Origin of the sequence: Pseudomonas sp. 8BK (assembly GCF_902506475.1) — a bacterium.
GTDB lineage: Bacteria > Pseudomonadota > Gammaproteobacteria > Pseudomonadales > Pseudomonadaceae > Aquipseudomonas > Aquipseudomonas anguilliseptica.
In genome coordinates, this window is sequence record NZ_LR733252.1 from 1,548,648 (window position 1) to 1,573,140 (window position 24,493).

Genomic DNA, 24,493 nt, shown 5'->3' on the forward strand with positions numbered 1-24,493 from the left:
GGGATCGGGGTTGGCGACGGGTAGTCGCCGGCTGTTTATTTGCGAGAAAAGTGCACCACCAGCTTGTCGCCGACGGTTTGTAGAATCTGTACCAGCACCAGCAGCAGGATCACCGTCACCGCCATCACGTCCGGCTGATACCGCTGATAGCCGTAACGTACGGCGAGGTCGCCGAGGCCGCCGCCGCCAATCAGGCCGCTCATGGCGGTGTAGGACACCAGGGTAATCGCGGTCACGGTGATCGCGGCGATGATGCCGGGCAGCGCCTCGGGGAGCAGGGCGTTGACCACGATCTGCCGAGTAGTGGCACCCATGGCTTGAGTCGCTTCGATGATGCCGCGGTCGACTTCACGCAGCGCGGTTTCCACCAGGCGCGCGAAGAACGGTGTGGCCCCGACCACCAGCGGCGGGATGGCCCCGGCGACGCCCAGCGAGGTGCCGGTGACGATCACCGTGAAGGGGATCATCACGATCAGCAGGATCACGAAGGGCACCGAACGCAGGATATTCACCAGCAGCGACAGGAAGCCGTAGAAGGCCTTCTGCTCGAACATCTGCCGCGGGCTGGTGAGAAACAGCAGCACGCCCAGCGGCAGGCCGAGCAGCACGGTAAACAACATGGAGCCGCCGAGCATGCTCAGGGTGTCCAGGCTGGCGTAGCCGATTTCCGCCCAATCGACATTGGGGAGTAGGCGAGTCAATAAGGCTTCCATTAGCGCAGCACCTCCAGATGCACGTCGGCGGCGGCAAAGCGCGCGAGCGCGGCATCGAGGTCGCCGCCGGTCAGGGCCAGGGTCAGCTGGCCGTAGGGGGTGTCCTTGATGCGGTCGATGCGCCCGGCGAGGATGCTGTAATCCACCCCGGTTTCGCGGGCCACGGTGCCCAGCAGCGGCGCGTAGGTGGCTTCGCCCTGGAAGGTCAGGCGCAGGATACGGCCCTGCACATGGGCGAAATCATCGCGTTGCTCGTTCTCGTCGATCTGCTCGGCTTCCTGCACGAAGCGCTTGGTGGTGGCGTGCTGCGGGTGCAGAAACACCTCGGCCACCGGGCCGGATTCGACGATCACGCCGGCATCCATGACGGCCACGCGGTCACACACGCGGCGGATCACGTCCATTTCGTGGGTGATCAGCACGATGGTCAGGTTCATCTCGCGATTGATCTCGGCCAGCAGCTGCAATACCGAGGCGGTGGTCTGCGGGTCGAGGGCGCTGGTGGCCTCGTCGCACAGCAGAATCTTTGGCTCGGTGGCCAGGGCGCGGGCAATGCCGACGCGCTGTTTCTGTCCGCCGGAAAGCTGCGCCGGGTACTTGTTGGCGTGATCCTGCAGGCCGACGCGGGCCAGCAACTCCGTCACGCGGGCATTGATCGCGCTACGCGGCAACTCACCGGCCAGCTTCAGTGGCAGGGCGACGTTGTCGGCGACGGTCTTCGATGACAGCAGATTGAAGTGCTGGAAAATCATCCCGACCTGCTGACGAAAGCGCCGCAGGCCTGTGGCATCGAGCGCGGTGACGTCTTCGCTGTCAATCTCGATACGCCCGCCGGAGGGCTGCTCCAGACGGTTGATCAGGCGCAACAGGGTGCTTTTGCCGGCGCCGGAATGGCCGATGATGCCGAACACTTCGCCCCGGGCAATCTGCAGATCGCTCGGTTGCAACGCGGGGATGTCCTGACCACTGACGCGATACGCCTTGTGGACCTGGTGAAAATTGATCACGGAATAAACCTTTTGGGTTTTTCGGGCTGCCGGGTAGGCCGAAACGGCGGCTAGTCTACCCGGCGCTGTTTAGGTCGCAAAAATCTTTGTAGACCTATGGTTATAGCTAAATTGCATTAACTGGCTGACTGCTCTGGGCAGTGTAGCCAGCGCCAATGCAAACGACCGGGCAAGCCCGGTCGTGATCGCAGTGCAACGTGGTTAACGCTGCGGGCTAAGCACCAGCTGCGGCACCTGAGCGGGCTTGATCACCTGACTCATGCGCGGGCTGAAACTCGGGTCCAGGCGCTTGATCCGTGCATTGAGCAGGGAGGCGACCCAGGGGAAATCCTTGGCCTGGCGCACTTCGATGCGCACCACGCAATTGAACGCGATCATATCCGCTGCCACCCCATCGAGCAGGCTGCGCAAGCGCTCGTTGTCCTGATTGTCGAGCATCGGCATGCCGATCACGCTGCTGGCGGCGGTCGGGTCGATCAGCCGGGCCTGCGGTTTGGCTGGTACGGACTCTTCGACTGGCGGGGTATTCGGCAGTTGAGTGGCCTGAATCGCGGCGGCCTGACGCTCGGCCGCCAGGCGCAGCTGGCGTGCTTGTTCCAGACGGGTGGCTTCGGCCTGGGTGGCCGCTTGCTCAGCGGCACGACGGCGCCGTTCGGCGGCGGCCAGTTCGGCTTCGCGGGCCTGGGCGATGGCGCCATCCAGGCCAGTGGTCAGCGCCGGTGCCTGCGGCATCAGGCTGCGCGCGCGGCTCAGGGCTTTGGTGGCGTTATCTAGATCACCGGCCTGCAGGGCTTTCTGACCCTGTTGCAGATGGGCTTCGGCGAGCTGGCGCTGGTATTGCTCCAGGCGGGTATCGCCGGCAGCGCGTTGCTGCAGGCTGCCAAGCTGGCTTTCGGCGCTGCTCAGGTCGCCGCTGGCCAGGCTCTGGTCGAGCTGGCGAAAGGCGCTGACCAGGTCATCCACCGGCAGGTTGGCCGGTTGCGGCGCGCTCTGGCAGCCGGCCAGCAACAGAACCAGGCTCAGGGCAAATCCACGGAAAACGAACGATTTCATGACTGCGCGTCTCGAATTGTGCAAAAAACGCGCAAGTTTACACTGTGCCCGGAGGCATCACCAATCTTTCAGGCGGTGCGCCGTGGCAAGGCAAAGCTCAGTAGAAACAACGCCGCAGCGCTGACCACGATGGAGGGGCCGGCCGGTGTGTCCTGAAACCACGACAGACTTAGCCCACCGCACACCGCGACGATGCCCAGCAGGCTGGCGCCGAAGGCCATTTGCTCAGGCGTGCGCGCGTGGCGCTGGGCGGCAGCGGCGGGAATGATCAGCAGCGAGGTGATCAACAGCACGCCGACAATCTTCATCGCCACGGCGATCACGACGGCGATCAGCAGCATCAGGCTCAGGCGAATTGCCGCCACCGGAAGGCCTTCGACCTTGGCCAGTTCCTCGTGCACGGTAATCGCCAGCAACGGCCGCCACAGCAGTGCCAGCAACACCAGCACCAGGGCGCTGCCGCCGATGATCCAGGCCAGATCGGTTGGGCCGACCGCCAGCAAATCGCCGAACAAATAGCCCATCAGGTCGATGCGCACATCCTGCATAAAGCTCAGCACCACCAGGCCCAGCGACAGGGTGCTGTGGGCGAGGATGCCGAGCAGGGTGTCGGAGGCCAGCGGCTGGCGGCTTTGCAGGGTGACCAGCAGCACCGCCAGCAGCACGCAGCCGACAGTTACCGCCAGGGTCGGGCTGACGTCGAGCATCAGGCCGAGGGCCACGCCGAGTAGCGCGGCATGTGACAGGGTGTCGCCGAAATAAGCCATGCGCCGCCACACCACAAAGGAACCCAGAGGGCCGGCAACCAGCGCCAGGGCGAGGCCGGCGAGCAGGGCGTTGAGCAGAAAATCAGCCATGCTTGCAGCCATCTCCGTGAATATGCGGTTTTACCGGGCCTTTGATGCTCAGGCCCGCAGGCGTTTCAGTAACTACCGCACCGTGCAGGTCGTGCTCATGGTCATGGTGGTGGGTATAAACGGCCAGGCTCTTGGCGTCTTCGCCGAACAGCTCGACAAAGGCCGGGTCGAAACTGACCTGCTCGGGGTGACCCGAACAGCAGACGTGGCGGTTGAGGCAGACCACTTGATCAGTGGTGCTCATCACCAGGTGCAGGTCGTGGGAGACCATCAGCACGCCGCAGCCGTGGCGGTCGCGCAGCAGGGTGATCAGGCGGTACAGCTCGGCCTGGCCGGCGACGTCGACGCCTTGCACCGGCTCATCCAGCACCAGTAGTTCCGGCTTGCGCAACAGGGCCCGGGCCAGCAGCACGCGCTGCAATTCGCCGCCGGAGATACTTTGCAGTGGGCTATCAATCACCTGTTCGGCGCCCACTTCGGCCAATGCATCCTGCACATCCGCGCGGCTGACGCCCGGCACCAGGCGCAGAAAGCGCAGCACCGAGAGTGGCAGGGTGGCATCCACGTGTAGCTTTTGCGGCATGTAACCGACGCGCAGCTTGGGCTTGCGCCAGACGCTACCGCTATCGGGTGTGAGCAGGCCGAGTACGGCGCGCACCAGGGTGGTTTTGCCGGCGCCGTTGGGGCCGATAAGGGTGACGATTTCCCCCGGCTTTACACTGAGCTGCACATCCTGCAGCACGTTCTGTCCGGCGAAGGTCACGCCCACCCCGGCGAGGCGGATCAGGGCATCGCTCATGCCTGCTCCTGGCAGCCTGCGCAGAGGCCGACCACTTCCACCGTCTGGCTTTCCACGGCAAAGCCGACCCCTGCCGCACTACTGATAATGGCGTCGCTGATCGTCGCCTGCTCCAGCTCAATGGCCGCATTGCAGCTTCGGCAGATCAGGAACTGGCCCTGGTGGGCGTGTTCCGGGTGGCTGCAGCCGACAAAGGCGTTGAGCGAGGCGATGCGGTGCACCAGGCCGTTTTCCAGGAGGAAATCCAGGGCGCGGTACACCGTGGGCGGTGCGGCACGGCGGCCGTCTTCGTCGCTCAGCACGCCGAGGATGTCATAGGCCCCCAGCGGCTTGTGGCTGGCCCAGACCAGTTCCAGCACGCGTTTGCGCAGGGCGGTCAGGCGCAGGCCCTGGCGCGCGCAGATGGCTTCGGCCTCGGCCAGGGCATGGCTGACGCAGTGGGAGTGGTCGTGTGGGCGTGAGGCCAGCGGGGCTTGGGTCATGGGCAACGACGAATAAGGTGAGAGACGTTATTATATTACCCGTTCCTTCCCGCTTGAGTGTTCCCCGTGTTGCGTCTTTTTCCGGCTGTGTGCCTGCTGTTGATCACCGTTTCCCTGAGTTTTGCGGTCCGCGCCGATGTGCGCGTGCTGACCAGCATCAAGCCACTGCAGCTGATTGCCGCTGCCGTGCAGGACGGCGTCGGCCAGCCGGAGGTGCTGCTGCCGCCGGGCGCATCGCCGCACCATTACGCCCTGCGTCCCTCCGATGTACGCCGGGTGCGCGATGCTGACCTGCTGTATTGGGTTGGCGCGGATCTGGAGAGCTTTCTGCCGCGTGTGCTGGCCGGTCGCGGCAAGCCGAGTGTGGCAGTGCAGGATGTTCCGGGTATGTCCTTGCGTCATTTTGGTGATGGCGCTGAGCATCAGGATGACCACGCAGATCATGCGCATGCCGCCGACCAGCATGACCATGCCCACCGTCCCGGCAGCCTGGATGCACACCTCTGGCTGCTGCCGGCCAATGCTCGGGTGATTGCCGGCAAAATCGCCACCGACCTGGCGCAAGTCGATCCGGCCAATGCCGCGCGTTATCAGGCCAATGCCAAGGCATTCGGCGTGCGTTTGGATGCTCTGGATCAGCGCCTGAAAAGTCGCTTGAACGGCCTGGCTGGCAAGCCCTACTTCGTTTTCCATGAAGCCTACGACTACTTCGAGGCTGCCTATGGCCTTAAGCACGCCGGGGTATTCAGTGTGCTTGGCGAGGTGCAGCCCGGCGCCCAGCACGTGGCCGCCATGCGCGAACGCTTGCAGCAGGCTGGGCCGAGTTGCGTCTTCAGCGAGCCGCCGTTTCGCCCGCGCCTGGCGCAAACCCTGGCTGCCGGGCTGCCGGTCACCCTGACCGAGCTGGACGCCATGGGCGGCGCTTTGCCAGTAGATGCAAACGGCTACGAAGCCCTGCTGGAGAATATGGCGGGCGAATTGGCCGGGTGTCTTGAGGCGTTGTAGGTTGAGCTGCGCAGCAGCGAAGCCCAACGCCAATGAATTTCTGGAGTTGTTAGGCTTCGCTACGTATTAGCACTTCTTAGAAGGCGAATGGCAGCGCCAGCTCAACCTGTTGACGCTGTGCCAGGCGGCGCTGGAATTCCGCCGGGTCGTGGATCAGCACTTCCTGGCCGGCGAAGGACTCGGCGGCGATCAGGCGTGACAGCCAGAAGCGCACACAGGCAACGCGCAGCATGGCCGGCCACAGTTCGGCTTCGGCCGCAGTAAAAGGCCGCAAGCCGGCGTAGGCACCGAGCAGTGCCTGCGCGCGCTTGCTGTCCAGGCTGCCGTCATCCTGTGAGCACCAGTCGTTCAAGGCGATCGCCAGGTCATAGAGCATCGGCCCCGAACAGGCGTTGTAGAAGTCGATCACTCCGGCCAGATGGTTGCCGTCGAACAGCACGTTGTCGCGGAACAGGTCGGCATGCAGGTTGGCCAGCGGCAAGGCGAGGATCCGTGGCTTGAGCGCGTGGATTTCCGCCAGCGCATCACGCAGCAGCGGCAGTTGTTCAGCGGGCAGCTGTAAGGCCAGGCTCGGTCCTTCGGCCAGCATCCAGTCTAGGCCCCGGTCACTTTTGCGCGGCAGCACCTGTGCACGGGTGGCCAGGTGGATGCGCGCCAGCAGTGCGCCGACTTCCTGGCAGTGATGCGGGTTGGCCTCGTGCACATGCTGGCCGGCCAGGCGTGGCTGCAGCAGCGCCGGCTTCTCCGCCAGGCTGCGCAGCGCCTCACCGCTGTCAGTGCGCAGTGCGTAAGGCACCGGCAGGCCAGCTTCGTGCAGCACGTCGAGCAGTTCGATAAAGAACGGCAGGTCGGCGCTTGGGCCGCGCTCGATCAGGGTCAGAACGAATTCGCCCTGCTCCAGGCTGACGAAGAAATTGCTGTTCTCGCTGCCCGCAGCAATGCCTTGGAAGTCGCGCAAGCGACCCAGGCCATAGGGGGCGAGAAACTCCTCGAGCTCGTGGCGCTCAAGCGGGGTAAACACCGACATTGCAGAACTGCCTTCTTACCAGCTGAAAATTTCCCAGGCCGGAATCAACATATCCGGGCTGTCCGAGCGGACGAAGTTGCCATCGCTGCCATCGGCGCGTACCAGAAAGTACGGCTTGCCGCCTTTAGGGATGACTTTGACCGCGTAGAGAAAACCGTTGACCCGGTATTCATGGATGGTGCGGTCGCCGTCCTGGCGAATGGTTACATCCGGGTCGGCCGAAACCGGATCTTCGGCGTGAGCGACCAGGGTGGTGAATGCCAGCAGGCTGGCGAGCAACAGGCGATTGAGTGCGCGCATGATAACCTTGTCCCTTTGATTGCAATGGTGCGGCCATTCTAACAGGCTGTTGAAAAACTACCTGCGTTGGCAATCCTGCGTTAAAAACAGGCTCGGAATGCTCATTTACAGCACGTAAACTGCGCTTCCTCGCCTGTTTTTGCCTGGTATTGCCGGCCTCGCTTACGTTTTTAAACGGCCTGTTACCGCGCCCCCGCCGAAAAGGTTGATCCTGCTCATGAGCCAAGCCCCTCTCGTTCTGGTTGACGGTTCGTCTTACCTTTACCGTGCCTTTCATGCCCTGCCGCCGCTGACCACCTCCAAGGGCTTGCCCACCGGCGCGGTCAAGGGCGTGCTGAACATGCTCAAGAGCCTGCGCAAGCAATACCCGAAAAGCCCGTTTGCCGTGGTGTTCGACGCCAAGGGCGGAACCTTTCGCGATGAAATGTTCGCCGAGTACAAGGCCAACCGCCCGTCGATGCCCGATGAGCTGCGCGTCCAGGTCGAGCCGCTGCACGCCAGCGTCAGGGCCATGGGCTACCCGCTGCTGTGCGTCGAGGGCGTTGAGGCCGATGACGTAATCGGCACCCTGGCCCGTCAGTGCGCCGCCGAGGGCCGCGACGTGGTGATCTCCACCGGCGACAAGGACATGGCCCAGCTGGTTTGCCCGCACGTTACGCTGGTCAACACCATGACCGGTAGCGTCTATGACATCGATGGCGTGAAAGCGAAATTCGGTGTCGGTCCTGAGCTGATCATCGATTACCTGGCGTTGATGGGCGACAAGGTCGACAACATTCCCGGCGTGCCGGGCGTGGGTGAAAAGACCGCGCTGGGCTTGCTGGTAGGTGTTGGTGGTGGCCTCGATGTGCTCTACGCCAACCTCGATAAGGTGCCGGAGCTGCCGATCCGCGGTGCCAAGACCCTGCCGGCCAAACTCGCCGAGCACAAGGACATGGCCTACCTGTCCTACGCGCTGGCGACCATCAAGCTGGATGTGCCGCTGAATATCGCCATCGACTCGCTGCACCCGGGCGAGATGGATGTGCCGGCCCTGATGGAGCTGTATGCCGAGCTGGAATTCAAGACCTGGCGCGATGAGTTACTGCGCAGCAACCCGGTTCCAGCAGCCAAAGCGTCAGTCGCGGCGGCGGACGACCTGTTTGCCCTGGCCCCCAGCGCCAGTGCTGTCAATGTTGCAACACCGGCCGCTGCAGCGGCGGCAGTCGAAACATCCGTTGCCGAACAGCCCGCGCCGGCCGCCTTGGGCGATTACACGTGCATTCTGGAGCAGGCGCAGTTCGACCAGTGGCTGGAGAAGCTGCGCAATGCCGAGCTGATCGCCTTCGACACCGAAACCACCGGTCTGGACGCCCAGCAGGCTCAACTGGTCGGCCTGTCCTTTGCGGTCAAGGCTGGCGAAGCGGCGTATATCCCGGTCGCGCATTCTTATATGGGTGTGCCGACCCAGCTCGATCGCGACGCGGTGCTCAAGGCGCTCAAGCCGATTCTGGAAGACCCGAACAAGGCCAAGGTTGGTCAGCACGCCAAGTACGACATCAATATCCTCGCCAATGCCTCGACACCGATTGCGGTGCAAGGCGTGGCCTTTGACACCATGCTCGAATCCTACGTACTGGATTCCACCGCCACCCGTCATGATATGGACAGCCTGGCGCTCAAGTACCTGGATCACAGCAATATTCGTTTTGAGGACATCGCCGGCAAAGGCGCCAAGCAGCTGACCTTCGACCAGATTGATCTGGCCCAGGCTGCACCCTATGCCGCCGAAGATGCCGACGTGACCCTGCGTCTGCACCAGCACCTGTGGGCCAAGCTGTCGGCCGAGCCGAGCCTGGCCAAGGTGCTGCAGGAAATCGAAATGCCGCTGGTGCCGGTGCTGGCGCGCATCGAGCGTCAGGGCGCGCTGGTCGACGCCAACTTGTTGGGTCTGCAAAGCAACGAACTGGGTGAGAAGCTGGTGGCGCTGGAGCGCCAGGCTTTCGAGATTGCCGGTGAGGAGTTCAACCTAGCCTCACCCAAGCAGTTGGGTGTGATTCTCTACGAGAAACTGGGTTTGCCGGTGCTCAGCAAGACCGCCAAGGGCCAGGCATCCACCGCCGAAGCGGTGCTGGCCGAACTGGCTGAGCAGGATTTCGAGCTGCCCAAGGTGCTGATGCAGTATCGCTCCCTGAGCAAACTGAAAAGCACCTACACCGACCGTTTACCGGAGCAGATCAACCCGCGCACCGGGCGTATCCACACCAGCTATCACCAGGCGGTGGCGGCGACCGGGCGCTTGTCGTCCACCGACCCGAACCTGCAGAACATCCCGATCCGCACCGCCGAGGGGCGGCGGATTCGCCAGGCCTTCGTTGCACCCAAGGGTTACAAGCTGCTGGCGGCGGACTATTCGCAGATCGAGCTGCGCATCATGGCTCACCTGGCCAAGGACGAGAGCCTGCTGGACGCTTTCCGCCATGGCCGCGATGTGCACAAGGCCACTGCTGCCGAGGTGTTCGGCGTGCCTTTGGAGGCGGTTACCAGTGATCAGCGGCGCAGCGCCAAGGCGATCAATTTCGGTCTGATCTACGGCATGAGCGCCTTCGGTCTGGCCAAGCAGATCGGCTGCGACCGCAAGCAGGCGCAGGCCTATATCGATGTGTATTTCGCCCGCTATCCCGGCGTACTGGCCTATATGGAGCGCACCCGCGAGCAGGCGTCCGAGCAGGGCTTTGTCGAAACCCTGTTCGGCCGTCGTCTGTACTTGCCGGATATCCATGCGAAGAACCAGGCGCTGCGCAAAGGCGCCGAGCGCACCGCGATCAACGCGCCGATGCAGGGTACGGCGGCGGACATCATCAAGCGTGCGATGGTCACCGTGAACAACTGGCTAAGTGAATCCGGCCTGGATGCCAAGGTCATCCTGCAGGTGCACGACGAACTGGTGCTGGAAGTGCGTGAGGATCTGCTCGCGCAGGTCAGTGAGCAGATCAGGCCGCTGATGGGCAATGCCGCCACGCTAGATGTACCGCTGCTGGTTGAGGTCGGTGTGGGCGATAATTGGGATGAGGCCCATTGATGTCGGGTCGCAGCATCGCTGCAGCGCCCGAGTGACGGGCGCTAAAGGCGTATGAGTATCAATACGAGCTTGCTTATAACTAATTAATTACAGCTAGCGTCTGAACTTTGCGTCTGCCTACCTACTCAGAGCTTACGAATGGCCTAGACAACCATTCGATGCTCCTTTGTTGTGTTAAGTGTTGGCAGATTCTGGACCCCGCCCTAGCGGTTCAGATGTTGAACCCCGAAACTTCCCTCCCCCATAAGAAGTTTCGGGGTTTTTTTATGGCTGCCAGCCAGCGAGCGCTCTAATCAGGCGTCGACTTCTTCGTCATCTGGCAGGGCAAACTCGCCCAGTTGCATCCATTGCGCCAGCACTTCCTGAGCCTCTTCGATACCAATGCGCTTGGGCGCAGAGAACAGCTGGATGCTGACGCGATCCCCCCAGCCCTTGTGAATATCCTGACGCACCTTGAGCAAAGTGTTCTTCGCTGCGCCAAAAGCCAGCTTATCGGCCTTGGTCAACAGGATATGCATGGGCATTTCGCTGGCAACCGACCAATCCAGCATGAGGATATCGAACTCGGTCAGCGGCTTGCGGATGTCCATCATCAGCATCAGCCCACGCAGACATTCGCGGCTGCCCAGGTAGGCTTCGAGATGCTTCTGCCAGTGCAGTTTCAACGGGATCGGCACCTTGGCGTAGCCATAACCCGGCAGGTCGACCAGGCGGCGCTCTTCGTCGAGCTTGAAGAAGTTGAGCAGCTGGGTGCGCCCCGGCGTCTTCGAGGTGCGCGCCAGGCTGGCGTGGGTCAGGGTATTCAGGGCGCTGGATTTACCGGCGTTGGAGCGCCCGGCAAAGGCCACTTCATGGCCGAAATCCTCGGGGCACTGGTCAACTTTGGCCGCGCTGATAAGGAAAGTAGCCTGTTGGCACAGGCCGATAATGGGGTTCTTGGCTTGCATCTGGGTATCCGTGAGGGCGAGCGTAGGGTGGCGTTACAGGCGCGATGCCCTTGCGACATTTGCGCGCAGCCTGCCTGTTGCCGCATAGCGCGGCAAGCTGCGTCGTTTCCGTTTCAATGGCGCCAGTATATAATGGCGCAGATTTTGTGTGCGCTTTCTCCTGCTGTTGGATAAGTGTCCACGGGAACGATTTAGATCATCTGCCCCTAGAAAGCAGTACGTTCCCCTCCCTGATGAGGTTGATCTGATGAAAAACTTGCTGATTGCAGCCGGTGTATTGATGCTGTCGTTGAGTGCTCAGGCTGCACAGGACCCAGAAGCCGTTTACGCGCGCTCTTGTGGGGTGTGCCACAACGGGGCGATCCCCACCGCGCCGCTGAAAGGCGACAAGGCTGCCTGGGAACCGCGCCTGGCCAAAGGCACCGATGCACTGGTACAGAGCGTCACCAATGGTTTAGGTGCCATGCCGCCACGTGGCTTGTGCATGGACTGCTCGGCCGAGGATTACCAAGCCGTCATCAAGTTGATGACCGAGTAAGCCCGGCTTATAAACTCTTTCTCTTAGCCGTAAATTGGATTAGCTGATGAACAAAGTACTCGTGAGTCTGCTGTTGACCCTGGGCATCACCGGCCTGGCACATGCCGCAGGCAATGCTGAAGCCGGTCAGGGTAAGGTTGTTGTGTGTGGTGCGTGCCATGCTGCCGATGGTAATAGCGCTGCACCGAACTTCCCGAAACTGGCTGGTCAAGGCGAGCGTTACTTGCTCAAGCAGCTGAAAGACATCAAGTCCGGCGCCCGCCCTGTGGTGGAAATGACCGGTTTGCTGGATAACCTCAGCGACCAGGATCTGGAAGATATCTCCGCCTATTTCGCCAGCCAGCAGATGAGCGTTGGCGCAGCCGATCCGAAACTGGTCGAGCGTGGCGGCGAGCTGTTCCGCGGCGGCAAACTGGCTGAAGGCATGCCTGCCTGCACTGGTTGCCATTCGCCGAATGGCGCTGGCCTGGATGCCGCCGGTTACCCGCAACTGGGTGGCCAGCACGCAACCTATATCGCCAAGCAGCTGACTGACTTCCGCGAAGGCAACCGCACCAATGACGGCGACAGCATGATCATGCGTTCGATCGCAGCCAAGCTGAGCAACAAGGACATCGAAGCGGTATCCAGCTTTATTCAGGGTCTGCATTGATCCGCTGACACCGCGACATGTCGTAATGAAATAGGGTGGCTCAGGCCACCCTTTTTCGTTATGGGCACCGCTACAATGCACGGAACCCCAGTTTGCTTCGCGGGTCGAACTTCGGTTCGTCATCACGCACCGTTTATAGCCAAGGAGTAACGCATGCGTAATCTGATTCTCAGTGCCACTCTCGTCACCGCCAGCCTGTTTGGCCTGAGCGCCCACGCCGAGCCAATCGAGGCAGGCAAACAGTACGTCGAGCTGAATAACCCGGTTGCGGTTGCCAAGCCAGGCAAGATCGAAGTGGTCGAGCTGTTCTGGTACGGCTGTGGTCATTGCTACAAGTTTGAAGAAACCATTAATCCGTGGATCGACACCCTGCCGGATGATGTCAATTTTGTGCGCATCCCGGCCATGTTTGGCGGCATGTGGAACGTTCACGGCCAGCTGTTTATCACCCTTGAAGCAATGAAAGCCGAGCACAAGGTGCATGCCGCAGTGTTCGACGCCATCCACGTGCAGGGCAAGAAGCTCGCCACTCCGGAAGAAATGGCAGACTTCCTGGCTGCCGAAGGTATCGACAAGGACGCCTTCTTCAAGACCTACAATTCCTTCGGCGTGAAGAGCCAGCTGGAAAAGGCCAAGAAACTCGCTATGGCTTACCAGATATCTGGCGTGCCGGTGATGATCGTCAACGGCAAATACCGTTTCGACATCAGCAGTTCGGGCGGTCCGCAGCAAACCCTGCAAGTGGCGGATCACCTGATCGCCAAAGAACGCGCCGCGCAGTAACTGGCGTGCGCGGATAACGCGTAATGCTTAGGCGCTGGCCGGCCAGACGGGCGATTGACCTGTGCGATCCACAGGTCAATCCACGTTGCGCGGCAGCGGACGAATGGCCGCAGAATGGCAGCCTGCGGTTGCTCAGTTTCAATATCCAGGTCGGCATCAGTACCCAGCGTTATCACCACTACCTGACACGCAGCTGGCAGCATCTGCTACCGCATGCCGGGCGCAGCGGCAATCTGCAACGGATTGGCGATCTGCTCGGTGATTTCGATCTGGTAGCCCTGCAGGAGGTCGATGGCGGCAGTCTGCGTTCGGGCTACGTCAATCAGGTCGAACACCTCGCGCACCTCGGTGCTTTCCCGTACTGGTACCAGCAACTCAACCGCAACCTTGGCCGCCTGGCCCAGCACAGCAATGGCGTGCTCAGTCGTTTACGTCCCAGTCTGCTGGAAGATCATCCGCTGCCTGGCCCGCCCGGCCGCGGCGCGATGTTGCTGCGCATCGGTGATGGGCCGGACTCGGTTGCCGTGGTGATGATGCATCTGTCCCTTGGCGCGCGTACTCGTACCCGTCAGCTGGCCTATATCCGCGAACTGCTCAGTGACTATCGGCACATGGTGCTGATGGGGGATATGAACACCCATGCCAATGATCTGCTGCAGCACTCGCCGCTGCGTGACCTTGACCTGGTTGCTCCGCAGGTCGAGGCGACCTTCCCCAGCTGGCGGCCGCAGCGCTGCCTTGATCACATTCTGCTCAGTCCTGGCCTACCGCTGGAGCGCTGTGAGGTGTTGTCGCAGCCGATCTCCGATCACTTGCCGGTGGCGGTGCAAATTCGTCTGCCCACTTCACTGTATGGGCCGGCAACGCCTATGCTGATTGAACCCTAAGAACCTGTTTATGATCTGCTGCGCGTCGGCCCTGCTGCGTTAAAAACAGGCTCGGAATGCTCATTTACACCAGTAAACTTCGCTTCCTCGCCTGTTTTTGCCTTGCAGGACTCTAGCTCGCGAGATCGTAAAACAGCTTCTACGTTTGGACTGCAACCATGACCGATGATGCCCAGCGCTGGAAAAGCAAGTATCTGGAAAGCCTGGAAAAGCAAGAGAAACTCGAACGCAGCTGGGATGCCCGACTCGATCTGCTAAGACGCGGCTTGGTGCGTAGCTCGCTGGCTGCCGAAGGCAGTGACAAGTCGGTCGACCAGTGCATGCAGGAGCTGCGCGGTATTCTGCGTCGCGACGATATCGATGCCGGCCTTTCGGCGCTGATTCCGCGTCTGGAAAAGGCCGTGCTGGACTCGGAAAAGCGCCGCCAGGATCGTGTCGAGCAGAACATCTCCGGGGTCACCAGCCTGACCGATCAATTGCTCGCCCTGGAGCCGCCGCGCGAGGTGCGCAAGGCCCTCAAGCAGTTTGCCAAGCGCATCGAGGAACGTGCCAGCCAGCCGCGCGAACTGCCGGCGTTGCTCAGTGAATTAAGTAGCCTGCAACAGCAAGCCCTGGCGGCGCTTGAGACTGAACCCAGCCAGGCGCGTCCGGGATTTCTCCAGCGTCTGTTTGGCGGCAAGGAGGCTGCGAGCGGCAGCTCTGAGGCAGGCGAGCCGCCTTCAGCTGAAATGCTGCAACCAGTCGCGGTCGCCCCAGCTGTTATCGCCCAACCTGAAACCGCGCCACAGACTGCTGAGGTTTCGATAAGTCCGAGCAGTGAGACGCCTGTACCCGTAGCAGCTGTCGCTGCCACGCCATCCATCGAGCCAGAGCTGCAGCCGGTAGCAGCAGTGCCCCGCCTCGGCCCGGTGCCGGAAGCTTCTGCGGCACTCCAGGGCTCGGGCGATCCTGCCTACGCCCTGCCAGAGATACCCGAGCCGGGTTATAGCGCGGTTGCCCCACATATCGGCGACAGCCTGATGGGCCTGCTCGATGAGCTGGAGTTGCCGGAGCGCCATCAGCCCCAGGGTGAGGCGTTGCGTCAACGCGTGCAGGGTGGCCTGAACTGGTACGAGCTGGTGTCGGTGCTGGACGATCTGGCGGTGCTGGTACTGGCCGTTACCGATAGCGGCCAACGCGAGTTTGCCAGTTACCTCAAACAGCTTAACGAACGCCTGGCGTTGTTCCTGACTACCCTCAGTGAAGCCCATGAGGGCTATAGCGAATCGGTGGAAAGCGCGCGCACCTTTAATCAGGAACTGCGCGAACAGGTCAGCGGCCTGCAAGCCAGCGTGCAGGATGCGATTGATCTGCCGACCCTCAAGCAATCACTGGAAGCGCGCCTGGAGGGTTTGCTCAACACAGTCAGCGAACACCAGAAGCACCGTGACGGCCACGAGGAAGAAGTGGCGCAGCGCCTGCAAAGCCTGACCCAGAAGGTCGCTGAAATGGAGCAGGAGGCGCAGAGCTTCCGCGATCACCTCGAAGAGCAGCGGCAGAAGGCCCTGATCGATCCTCTGACCGGCCTGCCCAATCGTGCTGGCTGGACTGAACGCCTGGAACTGGAGATGGCGCGCTGGAAGCGCTACGGCGGTGAGTTGTTGCTGGCGGTGCTGGATATCGATCACTTCAAGCGGATCAATGACGGCTACGGCCACCTGGCCGGTGACAAGGTGTTGAAGATCATTGCCAGTGAGCTGGCCAAACGTTTGCGCAAGACCGACTTTATTGCCCGTTTTGGTGGTGAGGAATTTGTCCTGCTGATTCCTTCGACGCCGCTGGAAGGGGGGCGTCAGCTGCTGCAAACCTTGCTCGATGGCGTCGAGCAGTGCCCGTTCCACTTTCGCGGTGAGCGTGTGACCATCACCCTGTCGGCTGGCCTGACCGCCTTTGCCGGTGATGAAGGCAGCGACAAGGTGTTCGAACGCGCCGATCAGGCGTTGTATCGCGCCAAGAGCGGTGGCCGCAACCGGGTTGAACTGAGCTAGGTCGGCTCAGGCCACTGCATGCAGGTAGGGCTTCCAGCTTTCCGGAATGCTGTCCAGCTGCGGGTAACCGAGGCTGCGCAGATGCCCGCCCGCGAGCAGAAAAGGCGTATGCCGCAGCGCCTGTGGCACATCACGTAGCTCCGGTAGCCAGAGGCTGACGTAATGAGCCTCGGGATCATATTCACGGGCCTGGCGCAGGGCATTGAACACTCGGTTGTGTCGCGGATCGTTGCCCACACCCGCCAGGTAAGCCCAGTTGCCCCAGTTGCTGGCCGGGTCGTAATCGATCAGGTGTTCCTCGAACCAGGCCGCACCGTGGCGCCAGTCTTGTTGCAGGTCATTGATCAGGTAGCTGGCAACCACCTGCCTGCCGCGGTTGGACATAAATCCGGTGGCAGCCAGTTCGCGCATATTGGCATCCACCAGTGGCATGCCAGTGCGCCCGCGTGACCAATCCTGAAAGCGTTGATCCAGTTGCTGCGGCGCGCGTTCGGTGGCCTTCAGGCCGCCCGCTTTGAACAGTGCGCTGCCGTGGCGAAGCAGGGTCCAGCGGAAGAAGTCACGCCAGAGCATTTCCACCCACAGCCACTGGGTCGAGTCGTTGCGTTTGTACTGTGCCTCGTGACGGCGTAGCTCGGCCACCACGCGGCGTGCAGACAGGCTGCCGTTGGCCAGCCAGGGCGAGAATTTCGATGAATACTCGCTGCCGATCATGCCGTTGCGGGTTTCCTTGTACTGCCGCACGCCCTGGGTTTTCCACAGGTAGTCACGCAGCCGGCCTAGCGCAGCGGGTTCGCCACCGGAGAACGGGAAGGCACTGGCCGGCACACTGAGCGGTTCGCCCAGGCCCAGTTGTGACAGTGTCGGCAACGGTTGCAGCAGCGCCAGCGCGCCATCCGGCAGCACTGGGAGACGATCCGGGGCATGGCGTGGTTGAAACACCTGCAGGCGCTCTTCCACCAGGCTTCGAAAGCGGCTGAATACCTGCGGCAGTTGCTCGATGCTGAACGGCAGTTCATCCGCGCGCAGCAGGTTATTGGCTGGCGCTTGTTGCAGGGGAATGTCACCGAGGCGCCGAGCGACACGGGCCACCTGCGCGCGTTCGTCGGGAGCGATTTCTTCCAGGGTCAGCACCTGGTTCAGGTTGAACTGAGCAACCAGCTGAGCAATGGCCTGTTCCGCCGAGCCGATCACTACCAGCAGGTGCGAGCCGCGCTGGCGCAATTCGCCTTCCAGCGCCAACAGGCTTTCCAGCAGAAAGCGCGCGCGGTGTACGCCCATGCGGCGCATGCCGAATTCGTTGAGCTGCAGCAGCGCAGGGTCCAGTACATACACCGGCAGCAGACATTCTGCCGTCAGGCCAGCCTGCAGGGCGGGGTGGTCATCAAGGCGTAAATCCTGTTTGAACCACAGCAATGCGCGCATGGTGTTGATCTCCTGGTTGATACAATAGCTGTACAAAATCTCCGTATTTGTACAGCTATTAGTCTAGCAGCGCCAATCCGCTCTTGCTTAGGCAATAGACCAGCGTGGTTGTTCTGCCGGATCAAAGGCGTTTTCTACTGCCAGAGGCACTAAACTCTGCCGATCTGTTGAGGAGTAGCTATGGATATTTTCGGCATCGCCGCGTTGATCTTTCTGGTCACCGACCCCTTCGGCAATATCGCCATTTTTATCGCCGCACTGAAGAACGTGCCGGCCAAGCGTCGCCTGTGGGTTGCCGCGCGTGAGCTGGTGTTTGCTCTGGCACTGTTGCTGCTGTTCCTTACCTTTGGTGACAAAGTGCTCAGTGCCCTGGGCCTGTCGCGGGAGGCAACCGCGATTGCCGGCGGTATCATCCTGTTCGTGATCGCCATGCGCCTGATCTTCCCGGGCCCGCAAGGGGTGTTGGGTGATGTGCCGGATGGCGAGCCGATGCTGGTGCCATTGGCCACCCCGGCGGTGGCCGGGCCTTCCGCTCTGGCGGTGTTGATGACCCTGCGCAATACCCACGATGGGCCGCTCTGGGAGCTCTACGCCGCCGTGCTGCTGGCCTGGGCGGCGACCGCATTTATTCTGTTGCAGGCCTCGTTGCTGCAGCGTTTTCTCGGACCTCGCGGGTTGACCGCGGTAGAGCGGCTGATGGGCATGCTGTTGATCATGCTCAGCGTCGATATGCTGCTGGATAACCTGCAAAGCGTGTTGCATATCAGCCCATGAGAGTTCTTTGCCTCAGTTTTCTACTTTTAGCGCTGGCCGGTTGCAGCAGCGGTTTACACATCGACGACAGCCATACCGCCACTGGGCAGAACAGCCGCGTGCAGTACATCGTGCTGCACTACACCTCCACTGACATGGCGCGCTCGCTGCAGCTGCTGACCGAGACCGAGGTGAGCAGCCATTACCTGATCGGCGAAGCCCCGCCGACCATCTACCGCCTGGTCGATGAAAACCGCCGCGCCTGGCATGCCGGTGACAGCCAGTGGCAGGGGCGTACCTGGCTCAATGGCACCACGATTGGCATTGAGCTGGTCAATCAGGGTTTCTATGACGGGCCCAATGGTCGCTACTGGCAGCCCTTTGCCCCGGCGCAGATCGATGCACTGATTGTGCTGCTCAAAGACATCATGCAGCGCCACCAGTTGCCACCTGGCAGCATCCTGGCGCACAGCGATGTCGCGCCGCAGCGCAAGGTCGACCCCGGCCCGCTGTTCCCCTGGAAGCGTCTTGCCGATGCCGGCCTGATGCCTTGGCCAGATGCCGGTGCCGTGGCACATCAGCAGGCGCTGTTTAGTGCCAGTCTGCCAAGCGTGCAGTGGTTCCAGGAGCAGTTGATGCGACAGGGCTACGCCGTGCCGCTGCATGGCGAGCTGGATCAGGCCACGCGCAATGTCATCGCGGCTTTTCAGATGAAATACCGCCCGGCTCGCTATGACGGCGAACCGGATGCCCAGACGGCGGCGCTGCTGGTGGTACTGGCCGCAATGCTCTAAACCGAGGCCTGCAGCGTTGGTAATAAACAACCGCCGAAACAGCGTATGTTTCGGCGGTTTTTTATGTGCGCATGTTTGTTTCTAGACTGTGTATTCGAAAATCGTTCTGGCGATGCTCTTTTGTCTGAAAATGTATACAAGGTTGTAGCCAAGACACTTTTCGTTTGTCTACATTGATCGCACAAAAACAACAGCGAGCAACTCAGCATGACGATTTCACCTGTTACGCCGTCGTCCGCGCAGCGCCCGGAAGACGAAAACCTTGGTATCGGTGCCAACCTCGCCTATGGCCTGCAGCATGTACTGACCATGTATGGCGGCATCGTTGCGGTGCCCTTGATCATTGGTCAGGCCGCCGGTCTGTCCCCTGCCGATATCGGCTTGCTGATTGCCGCCTCACTGTTTGCTGGCGGCCTGGCGACCTTGCTGCAAACCCTCGGGTTGCCGTTCTTCGGCTCACAGCTACCGCTGGTACAAGGGGTGTCCTTTGCCGGTGTCGCGACCATGATTGCGATCCTCGGCAGTGACGGCGCCGGCGGTCTCCCTGCGGTGTTCGGCGCCGTGATAGCGGCATCGCTGATCGGCCTGTTGATAACGCCGGTGTTCTCCCGCATTACCAAATTCTTCCCGCCGCTGGTCAATGGCATTGTCATCACCGTTATTGGCCTGACGCTGATGCCGGTGGCGGCGCGCTGGGCCATGGGCGGCAACAGTGCCGCGGCGGATTTCGGCAGCATGGCCAATATCGGTCTGGCCGCGTTGACCCTGGTGACCGTGCTGCTGTTGAGTAAACTGGGCAGTTCGAGCATCTCGCGCCTGTCGATCCTGCTGGCCATGGTCATCGGTACCCTGGTAGCCGTGGCCCTGGGCATGGCGGATTTTTCCAGGGTGACTGAGGGGCCGATGGTGGCGCTGCCCAGTCCGTTCCACTTCGGCATGCCGACCTTTCATGTCGCGGCCATTATTTCGATGCTGATCGTGATTATCGTCACCCTGGTGGAAACCTCGGCGGACATCCTCGCGGTCGGTGACATCATCGAAACCAAGGTCGACTCCAAGCGCCTGGGCAACGGTCTGCGTGCGGACATGATATCCAGCGTGTTTGCGCCGATCTTCGGCTCTTTCACCCAGAGTGCCTTTGCCCAGAACGTCGGCCTGGTGGCCGTGACCGGGGTGAAAAGCCGCTATGTGGTGGCCTCGGCCGGTTTGATTCTGGTCACCCTCGGCCTGCTGCCGGTGATGGGGCGTCTGGTTGCTGCCGTGCCCACGGCGGTGCTGGGTGGTGCCGGTGTGGTGCTGTTCGGCACCGTGGCGGCCAGCGGGATTCGCACCCTGTCCAAGGTCGATTACCGCAACAACATGAACCTGATCATCGTCGCGACTTCGATCGGTTTCGGCATGATCCCGATTGCTGCACCGACCTTCTACCATCACTTTCCAGCCTGGTTCGAAACCATTTTCCACTCGGGCATCAGCTCGGCGGCGATCATGGCGATTGCGCTCAACCTGGCCTTCAACCATTTCAAGACCGGCAACTCGGACCAGCAGTCGGTATTTGTTGCCGGCCACGAGCGTACCCTGCGTTACCAGGACATTGCCGCACTCAACGATGGCGATTACTTCAAGGGTGGCAAGCTGTTCGACGCCGAGGGCAAGGAAGTGCCGCTGATCAAGGAAGCGTCAGGGCACTAGCCGGGCTGGCCACCACGTCATTCACGCGGAGTGGTGGCGATCAGGCGTGAGTCGGCCAGGGCGGCCGTGCGGTGTTCGGTGGCTGTACGGTACTCCGGGTCGGCAAGCATGCTGAGAAAGGCCGCCTTGGACGGATAACGCACCAACAGCAGTTCATCCCACTGCTCATCCGCCGGGGCAATCAAGGCCGCTTGTGCGGCGGCCATGACCTGCACCTCACCACCCACTCCGCGCACTTTGCGCAGCGCTGTCTGGCTGTAGCGTGTATAGGCTTCGCGGCCGCTGCAGGGTGCATGGCTGCTGCCGCTGGGGTAGCTGGCCTGGGCCTGAAAGCGCAGCAGGTTGAGCATCAGCAGCGGCGTGTCATCCGCCACCTTGGCGGTGAATGCGGCCAGTTGGTCAGGACTGGGGTTGATGCTGGGCATGGCGGCGCTCCTCATGTGTGGAGCGCCCAGTGTCGGCATGCGTCGGCCAACAGGCAATCTGCATCAGCCTTGCTGATTGCGCGTAATCGATGCCTTAAACCGGCAACGCCACATAGAACTGTGCGCCTTGCCCTGCGCGTGAATGCACGCCGATCTGTCCGCCATGCAGCTGGACGATTTCCTTGCACAGCGCCAGGCCGAGACCGGCGCCGCCTTTCTTGCGGCTGACCTGGACGAAGGGCTCGAAGATCCGCGTCTGCTGGCGATAGGGGATGCCCTCGCCGTTATCTTCCACGCTGAGCACCACCCGCTCGTCCTGCTGCCGTGCCTGCAGGCGGATGTGCCCGCCGGGGTGGCTGTGGCGCAGGGCGTTGCCGATCAGGTTGTCGAGCACCCGTTCGATCTGCAGCGGGTCGATCTGTACGTCCGGCAGCTCGCCGTGCACCTCGCAGGCCAGACTGACCTGCAGCTCGGCGGCCTGGGCGCTGAAGCGCTGCTGGGTCTGCTGCAACAGCGGCGCCAGGGCGCAGGCCGACAGCTCCAAGGCTTGCAAGCCGTTCTGGTAGCGCGAGAAATTCAGCAAATCATTGATCAGTCGCAGCAAGCGCTGCATTTCCTCGTCCACGGTATTCAGAAGGTCGGCCTCGCGGGACTCGGCGGCAAACTGCAGGCGCTCCTGCAGCAGGGCAAACGCCATCAGCATGCCGGTCACCGGGGTGCGCAGCTCGTGTGAGGCGCGCAGCACAAACTCGCTGCGTACGCGTTCAAAGGCGCGTTGCTCGGTCACGTCGCGCAGCACCATCACCGCGCACATCAGCCGCCCCTCACTGTGGCTGACGCCTGACAGGCTGTAGGCGAGCAGGCGTTTCTCTCCGTCGACCTGCACCTGCACATCGTCCAGCAACTCATCCAGGCTCTCGCCCTGCAGCACCTTGTGCAGCTGCTCGGCCAGATCGGCGCGTTGCAGCGCCACATCGAGGGTCTGTCCGAGCTGCTCGGCGCCCCAGCCCAACTGGCACAGGGCCACCGGGTTGACGTGCTCGACCCGGCCGGCGCAATCGAAGATCAGCAGGCCGTCATCGATGCTGTCGAGTACCGCCTGCAGGCGTTGCTGCTCGGCCTGCAATGCTTCGACATCGCTGTTCTTGAATTCGCGCAGGGCCTCGGCCATCAGGCCGAAACGCTGGCTCAGGGCGGACATTTCCGCCACCGGGGTCAGCGGCAGGGTGACCTGGAAGTCGCCCTGACCGATCTGGTCAGCGGCCCGCGCCAGAGCCTCAATCGGCCGGCCGAAGCGCTGGGCGATGCTATGCGCGGTGACAAAGCCGATCACCAGCACCGCCAGGCCGATCATTCCGAGCAAGCCGGCGATCAACCAGGCGCGCTCACGTGCGCGGGCTTCTTCGTAGGCGGCGGCATCAACGTAGCGCGTCTGTACCGCGTTGATGCGATCACGCAGGGCTTCGATGGCGCGGCCGAAGCTGTCATTGCGCAGCAACTCGTGGCGTACGGTCAGGGGTTTGGCCAGCAGGTCATCGAAGTTGGCGTAGGCACGCTCGACTTCGGCAATCGCCTGGCGGTCGCTGTCATCGGTTGCACTTGCGGCGGCCCGTTGCAGCCAGCGTTTGAACTGCAGATCGGAGGCTTTCAGGGCCTCGCGGTCGAGGTCTTCGGCGAGCAGCAGAATCACCTGCTTGCCCAGCTCCTGACGCAAGCCGAGGCTGGCGTCGATGATCTGCAAATTGCGGGTCATCGCCTGGCTCTGCACCTGAGTCAGCTGCAGCACGCTGAACATCCCCAGCAGCAGCCCGACAATAGCCACGGTGAGCAGCGCGCTACTGCTGATAAACAGCCGGCTGCGCAGGTTCACAGGCTGAGCTGCTTGCGCTTGCGGTACAGGGTAGAGGCGTCGATGCCGAGGGTTTTGGCTGCCTGGTCGAGGCTTTCGCTGTTGGCCATCACGGCGCTGATATGGGCTTTTTCCAGGGCTTCCAGGCTCAGCTGGTCACCGATCTGCGGCGCGCACTGGCTGCTCGACGCGTTCAGCCCGAGGTGGCTGACCTGCACCAGCTCTTCGCTGCAGATGATGCTGGCGCGCTCAATCACATTGCGCAGCTCGCGGATATTGCCCGGCCAGGCGTAGCTCAGCAGCGCCTCGCGCGCTTCTTCGCTGAAGTTGCGCGCGGGGCGTGCATAGTCGACGACAAAGCGCGCGAGAAAACGCTCGGCCAGGTCGAGGATGTCCTCGCGGCGCTCGCGCAGCGGCGGCAGGGTCAGGGTGATGACATTGAGGCGATACAGCAGGTCTTCGCGAAAACGCCCCTGCTGGACCATCTCATCGAGATTGAGGTTGGTCGCCGCGAGAATCCTTACATCGGCCTGGCGGGTCACCGGGTCGCCGATGCGCTCGTATTGTTTGTCCTGAATAAAGCGCAGCAGCTTGGGCTGCAGGGCCAGGGGAAAATCGCCGATTTCGTCGAGGAACAGGCTGCCGCCATCGGCCTGGTTGACTCGCCCCAGAGTGCTTTCGCTGGCGCCGGTAAAAGCGCCGCGGTTATGCCCGAACAGCTCGCTTTCCATCAGTTCGGCACTGAGTGACGGGCAGTTGATGGTGATGCAGGACTTCTTCGCGCGTTTGCTCCAGCGGTGAATGGCCTGCGCCAGCTCGCCCTTGCCAGTGCCGGATTCGCCGAGAATCAGGATATTGGCGTCGGTATCGGCCACCTGTTTGGCGGTTTGCAGCACCGCCATCAGCGCCGGGCTCTGCGAGTCGAGACCATCGCCGGGCTTGCGCACATAGCCTTCCAGGCGCTCCAGGTGTTCGATCAGCTGGCGCGCTTCCAGCTGTTTGGCGGCGGCCAGGCGCAGCTGCTCCGGGCTGCACGGCTTGACCAGATAATCCGCTGCACCGGCCTGAATGGCATCCACGGCAGTGTCCACCGCCGAGTGCGCGGTGACGATCACCACGCGCATCCAGGGCGCCTGCAGGCGCATCTGCGCCAGCACTTCCAGGCCATCGTCGGCGCCCAGGCGCAGGTCGAGAAAGCATAGATCGAAGACCTGACGCAGCAGCAGGGCATCGGCCTGGGCCGCGCTGCTTGCGGTACTCACCTGGTAACCCTGGTCTTCCAGGCAATAGCGGAAGGTGCGCAGGATGGCGCTCTCGTCATCCACCAGCAGAATGCGTCCCAGACAGTGTTCTTCTGTGCTTGCGTGCATAGCCATCTCCTTCTTGTCCCGCACCCAGTCATTGCGTGCACAGGGTT

23 protein-coding genes are annotated in these 24,493 nt (G+C 62.0%); 10 read left to right on the forward strand and 13 right to left on the reverse strand.

All coding sequences use genetic code 11. The features are described 5' to 3' along the window. Positions 1-35: 35 nt before the first annotated feature. From ACIN8IBEIGE_RS07075 to ACIN8IBEIGE_RS07100, 6 genes are all read right to left on the reverse strand, one after another. On the reverse strand, positions 36-713 hold the full coding sequence (locus tag ACIN8IBEIGE_RS07075) for a methionine ABC transporter permease (protein ID WP_090254404.1): 678 nt from the start codon (positions 711-713) through the stop codon (positions 36-38). Further along, complete coding sequence (locus ACIN8IBEIGE_RS07080; RefSeq protein ID WP_160014031.1) at positions 713-1,720, reverse strand: methionine ABC transporter ATP-binding protein; 1,008 nt, start codon at positions 1,718-1,720, stop codon at positions 713-715. The genes ACIN8IBEIGE_RS07075 and ACIN8IBEIGE_RS07080 overlap by 1 nt, the downstream gene beginning before the upstream one ends. A 201-nt stretch (positions 1,721-1,921) precedes the next feature. Then, positions 1,922-2,773, reverse strand: a complete 852-nt coding sequence (locus ACIN8IBEIGE_RS07085; protein WP_160014032.1) for a PA5502 family lipoprotein — start codon at positions 2,771-2,773, stop codon at positions 1,922-1,924. Between the two features lie 68 nt (positions 2,774-2,841). Then, the gene (gene znuB / locus ACIN8IBEIGE_RS07090; protein WP_090378972.1) at positions 2,842-3,630 is read right to left on the reverse strand and encodes a zinc ABC transporter permease subunit ZnuB; all 789 of its coding nucleotides are present in this window, start codon (positions 3,628-3,630) and stop codon (positions 2,842-2,844) included. Continuing rightward, a complete protein-coding gene (gene znuC, locus ACIN8IBEIGE_RS07095; RefSeq protein ID WP_160014033.1) occupies positions 3,623-4,429 on the reverse strand; it encodes a zinc ABC transporter ATP-binding protein ZnuC in 807 nt (268 codons plus the stop codon). The genes znuB and znuC overlap by 8 nt, the downstream gene beginning before the upstream one ends. Then, positions 4,426-4,911 (reverse strand): Fur family transcriptional regulator, encoded by a 486-nt coding sequence (locus tag ACIN8IBEIGE_RS07100; protein ID WP_160014034.1) that lies wholly within the window; start codon positions 4,909-4,911, stop codon positions 4,426-4,428. The genes znuC and ACIN8IBEIGE_RS07100 overlap by 4 nt, the downstream gene beginning before the upstream one ends. Positions 4,912-4,998: 87 nt before the next feature. Here ACIN8IBEIGE_RS07100 and ACIN8IBEIGE_RS07105 point away from each other — a divergent pair, with 87 nt between their 5' ends. Next, positions 4,999-5,916: a zinc ABC transporter substrate-binding protein gene (locus tag ACIN8IBEIGE_RS07105; protein ID WP_372240004.1), complete on the forward strand. Its 918-nt coding sequence runs from the start codon at positions 4,999-5,001 to the stop codon at positions 5,914-5,916. A gap of 76 nt (positions 5,917-5,992) precedes the next feature. Here ACIN8IBEIGE_RS07105 and ACIN8IBEIGE_RS07110 read toward each other — a convergent pair whose 3' ends face one another. Both ACIN8IBEIGE_RS07110 and ACIN8IBEIGE_RS07115 read right to left on the reverse strand, forming a co-directional pair. After that, positions 5,993-6,943, reverse strand: a complete 951-nt coding sequence (locus ACIN8IBEIGE_RS07110) for a homoserine kinase (protein ID WP_160014036.1) — start codon at positions 6,941-6,943, stop codon at positions 5,993-5,995. 15 nt (positions 6,944-6,958) lie between these two features. After that, positions 6,959-7,243, reverse strand: a complete 285-nt coding sequence (locus ACIN8IBEIGE_RS07115) for a DUF2782 domain-containing protein (protein WP_090254419.1) — start codon at positions 7,241-7,243, stop codon at positions 6,959-6,961. Between the two features lie 217 nt (positions 7,244-7,460). On the opposite strand from ACIN8IBEIGE_RS07115, the gene polA reads away from it, so the two are divergent. Then, positions 7,461-10,304, forward strand: a complete 2,844-nt coding sequence (gene polA, locus ACIN8IBEIGE_RS07120; protein WP_160014037.1) for a DNA polymerase I — start codon at positions 7,461-7,463, stop codon at positions 10,302-10,304. Positions 10,305-10,597: 293 nt separating this feature from the next. On the opposite strand, the gene yihA is transcribed toward polA, so the two are convergent. Then, positions 10,598-11,251, reverse strand: coding sequence for a ribosome biogenesis GTP-binding protein YihA/YsxC (yihA, locus tag ACIN8IBEIGE_RS07125; RefSeq protein WP_160014038.1), 654 nt, complete (start codon positions 11,249-11,251; stop codon positions 10,598-10,600). Positions 11,252-11,498: 247 nt separating this feature from the next. Here yihA and ACIN8IBEIGE_RS07130 point away from each other — a divergent pair, with 247 nt between their 5' ends. From ACIN8IBEIGE_RS07130 to ACIN8IBEIGE_RS07150, 5 genes are all read left to right on the forward strand, one after another. Further along, a complete protein-coding gene (locus tag ACIN8IBEIGE_RS07130; protein ID WP_090378996.1) occupies positions 11,499-11,789 on the forward strand; it encodes a cytochrome c5 family protein in 291 nt (96 codons plus the stop codon). Positions 11,790-11,835: 46 nt separating this feature from the next. Continuing rightward, a complete protein-coding gene (locus tag ACIN8IBEIGE_RS07135; protein ID WP_090378999.1) occupies positions 11,836-12,441 on the forward strand; it encodes a cytochrome c in 606 nt (201 codons plus the stop codon). 153 nt (positions 12,442-12,594) lie between these two features. After that, a complete protein-coding gene (locus ACIN8IBEIGE_RS07140; RefSeq protein ID WP_160014039.1) occupies positions 12,595-13,224 on the forward strand; it encodes a thiol:disulfide interchange protein DsbA/DsbL in 630 nt (209 codons plus the stop codon). A 23-nt stretch (positions 13,225-13,247) separates the two neighbouring features. After that, entirely contained in the window at positions 13,248-14,111 is an 864-nt protein-coding gene (locus tag ACIN8IBEIGE_RS07145) for an endonuclease/exonuclease/phosphatase family protein (RefSeq protein ID WP_160014040.1), read from the forward strand. 158 nt (positions 14,112-14,269) lie between these two features. Beyond that, positions 14,270-16,138 (forward strand): GGDEF domain-containing protein, encoded by a 1,869-nt coding sequence (locus tag ACIN8IBEIGE_RS07150; protein WP_160014041.1) that lies wholly within the window; start codon positions 14,270-14,272, stop codon positions 16,136-16,138. A gap of 6 nt (positions 16,139-16,144) precedes the next feature. Here ACIN8IBEIGE_RS07150 and ACIN8IBEIGE_RS07155 read toward each other — a convergent pair whose 3' ends face one another. Next, positions 16,145-17,563 carry a DASH family cryptochrome gene (locus ACIN8IBEIGE_RS07155; RefSeq protein WP_160014042.1) on the reverse strand — a complete coding sequence of 473 codons (1,419 nt, stop codon included), beginning with the start codon at positions 17,561-17,563 and terminating at the stop codon, positions 16,145-16,147. Between the two features lie 180 nt (positions 17,564-17,743). Here ACIN8IBEIGE_RS07155 and ACIN8IBEIGE_RS07160 point away from each other — a divergent pair, with 180 nt between their 5' ends. From ACIN8IBEIGE_RS07160 to ACIN8IBEIGE_RS07170, 3 genes are all read left to right on the forward strand, one after another. Beyond that, the gene (locus ACIN8IBEIGE_RS07160) at positions 17,744-18,337 is read left to right on the forward strand and encodes a MarC family protein (RefSeq protein WP_160014043.1); all 594 of its coding nucleotides are present in this window, start codon (positions 17,744-17,746) and stop codon (positions 18,335-18,337) included. After that, positions 18,334-19,110, forward strand: a complete 777-nt coding sequence (locus tag ACIN8IBEIGE_RS07165; RefSeq protein ID WP_160014044.1) for an N-acetylmuramoyl-L-alanine amidase — start codon at positions 18,334-18,336, stop codon at positions 19,108-19,110. The genes ACIN8IBEIGE_RS07160 and ACIN8IBEIGE_RS07165 overlap by 4 nt, the downstream gene beginning before the upstream one ends. Before the next feature lie 207 nt (positions 19,111-19,317). Next, the gene (locus ACIN8IBEIGE_RS07170; RefSeq protein WP_160014045.1) at positions 19,318-20,802 is read left to right on the forward strand and encodes a nucleobase:cation symporter-2 family protein; all 1,485 of its coding nucleotides are present in this window, start codon (positions 19,318-19,320) and stop codon (positions 20,800-20,802) included. 17 nt (positions 20,803-20,819) lie between these two features. Here ACIN8IBEIGE_RS07170 and ACIN8IBEIGE_RS07175 read toward each other — a convergent pair whose 3' ends face one another. The 3 genes from ACIN8IBEIGE_RS07175 to algB form a co-directional block, all read right to left on the reverse strand. Further along, positions 20,820-21,227 (reverse strand): DUF1330 domain-containing protein, encoded by a 408-nt coding sequence (locus ACIN8IBEIGE_RS07175; RefSeq protein WP_160014046.1) that lies wholly within the window; start codon positions 21,225-21,227, stop codon positions 20,820-20,822. A 94-nt stretch (positions 21,228-21,321) separates the two neighbouring features. Then, positions 21,322-23,097 carry a KinB sensor domain-containing domain gene (locus ACIN8IBEIGE_RS07180; protein ID WP_160014047.1) on the reverse strand — a complete coding sequence of 592 codons (1,776 nt, stop codon included), beginning with the start codon at positions 23,095-23,097 and terminating at the stop codon, positions 21,322-21,324. Then, entirely contained in the window at positions 23,094-24,446 is a 1,353-nt protein-coding gene (algB, locus tag ACIN8IBEIGE_RS07185; RefSeq protein WP_160014048.1) for a sigma-54-dependent response regulator transcription factor AlgB, read from the reverse strand. Before algB ends, ACIN8IBEIGE_RS07180 begins: the two co-directional genes overlap by 4 nt. Between the last annotated feature and the right edge of the window lie 47 nt (positions 24,447-24,493).

What these genes read in the sequence shown, in the direction of transcription:
- ACIN8IBEIGE_RS07110 (WP_160014036.1), bottom strand. Translation starts at nt 6,943, where the DNA reads ATGTCGGTGTTTACCCCGCTTGAGCGCCACGAGCTCGAGGAGTTTCTC.
- ACIN8IBEIGE_RS07075 (WP_090254404.1), bottom strand. Translation starts at nt 713, where the DNA reads ATGGAAGCCTTATTGACTCGCCTACTCCCCAATGTCGATTGGGCGGAA.
- algB (WP_160014048.1), bottom strand. Translation starts at nt 24,446, where the DNA reads ATGCACGCAAGCACAGAAGAACACTGTCTGGGACGCATTCTGCTGGTG.
- ACIN8IBEIGE_RS07115 (WP_090254419.1), bottom strand. Translation starts at nt 7,243, where the DNA reads ATGCGCGCACTCAATCGCCTGTTGCTCGCCAGCCTGCTGGCATTCACC.
- yihA (WP_160014038.1), bottom strand. Translation starts at nt 11,251, where the DNA reads ATGCAAGCCAAGAACCCCATTATCGGCCTGTGCCAACAGGCTACTTTC.
- ACIN8IBEIGE_RS07145 (WP_160014040.1), top strand. Translation starts at nt 13,248, where the DNA reads ATGCTTAGGCGCTGGCCGGCCAGACGGGCGATTGACCTGTGCGATCCA.
- ACIN8IBEIGE_RS07135 (WP_090378999.1), top strand. Translation starts at nt 11,836, where the DNA reads ATGAACAAAGTACTCGTGAGTCTGCTGTTGACCCTGGGCATCACCGGC.
- ACIN8IBEIGE_RS07130 (WP_090378996.1), top strand. Translation starts at nt 11,499, where the DNA reads ATGAAAAACTTGCTGATTGCAGCCGGTGTATTGATGCTGTCGTTGAGT.
- ACIN8IBEIGE_RS07155 (WP_160014042.1), bottom strand. Translation starts at nt 17,563, where the DNA reads ATGCGCGCATTGCTGTGGTTCAAACAGGATTTACGCCTTGATGACCAC.
- ACIN8IBEIGE_RS07140 (WP_160014039.1), top strand. Translation starts at nt 12,595, where the DNA reads ATGCGTAATCTGATTCTCAGTGCCACTCTCGTCACCGCCAGCCTGTTT.
- polA (WP_160014037.1), top strand. Translation starts at nt 7,461, where the DNA reads ATGAGCCAAGCCCCTCTCGTTCTGGTTGACGGTTCGTCTTACCTTTAC.
- ACIN8IBEIGE_RS07165 (WP_160014044.1), top strand. Translation starts at nt 18,334, where the DNA reads ATGAGAGTTCTTTGCCTCAGTTTTCTACTTTTAGCGCTGGCCGGTTGC.
- znuC (WP_160014033.1), bottom strand. Translation starts at nt 4,429, where the DNA reads ATGAGCGATGCCCTGATCCGCCTCGCCGGGGTGGGCGTGACCTTCGCC.
- ACIN8IBEIGE_RS07175 (WP_160014046.1), bottom strand. Translation starts at nt 21,227, where the DNA reads ATGCCCAGCATCAACCCCAGTCCTGACCAACTGGCCGCATTCACCGCC.
- ACIN8IBEIGE_RS07150 (WP_160014041.1), top strand. Translation starts at nt 14,270, where the DNA reads ATGACCGATGATGCCCAGCGCTGGAAAAGCAAGTATCTGGAAAGCCTG.
- ACIN8IBEIGE_RS07160 (WP_160014043.1), top strand. Translation starts at nt 17,744, where the DNA reads ATGGATATTTTCGGCATCGCCGCGTTGATCTTTCTGGTCACCGACCCC.
- ACIN8IBEIGE_RS07100 (WP_160014034.1), bottom strand. Translation starts at nt 4,911, where the DNA reads ATGACCCAAGCCCCGCTGGCCTCACGCCCACACGACCACTCCCACTGC.
- ACIN8IBEIGE_RS07170 (WP_160014045.1), top strand. Translation starts at nt 19,318, where the DNA reads ATGACGATTTCACCTGTTACGCCGTCGTCCGCGCAGCGCCCGGAAGAC.
- znuB (WP_090378972.1), bottom strand. Translation starts at nt 3,630, where the DNA reads ATGGCTGATTTTCTGCTCAACGCCCTGCTCGCCGGCCTCGCCCTGGCG.
- ACIN8IBEIGE_RS07085 (WP_160014032.1), bottom strand. Translation starts at nt 2,773, where the DNA reads ATGAAATCGTTCGTTTTCCGTGGATTTGCCCTGAGCCTGGTTCTGTTG.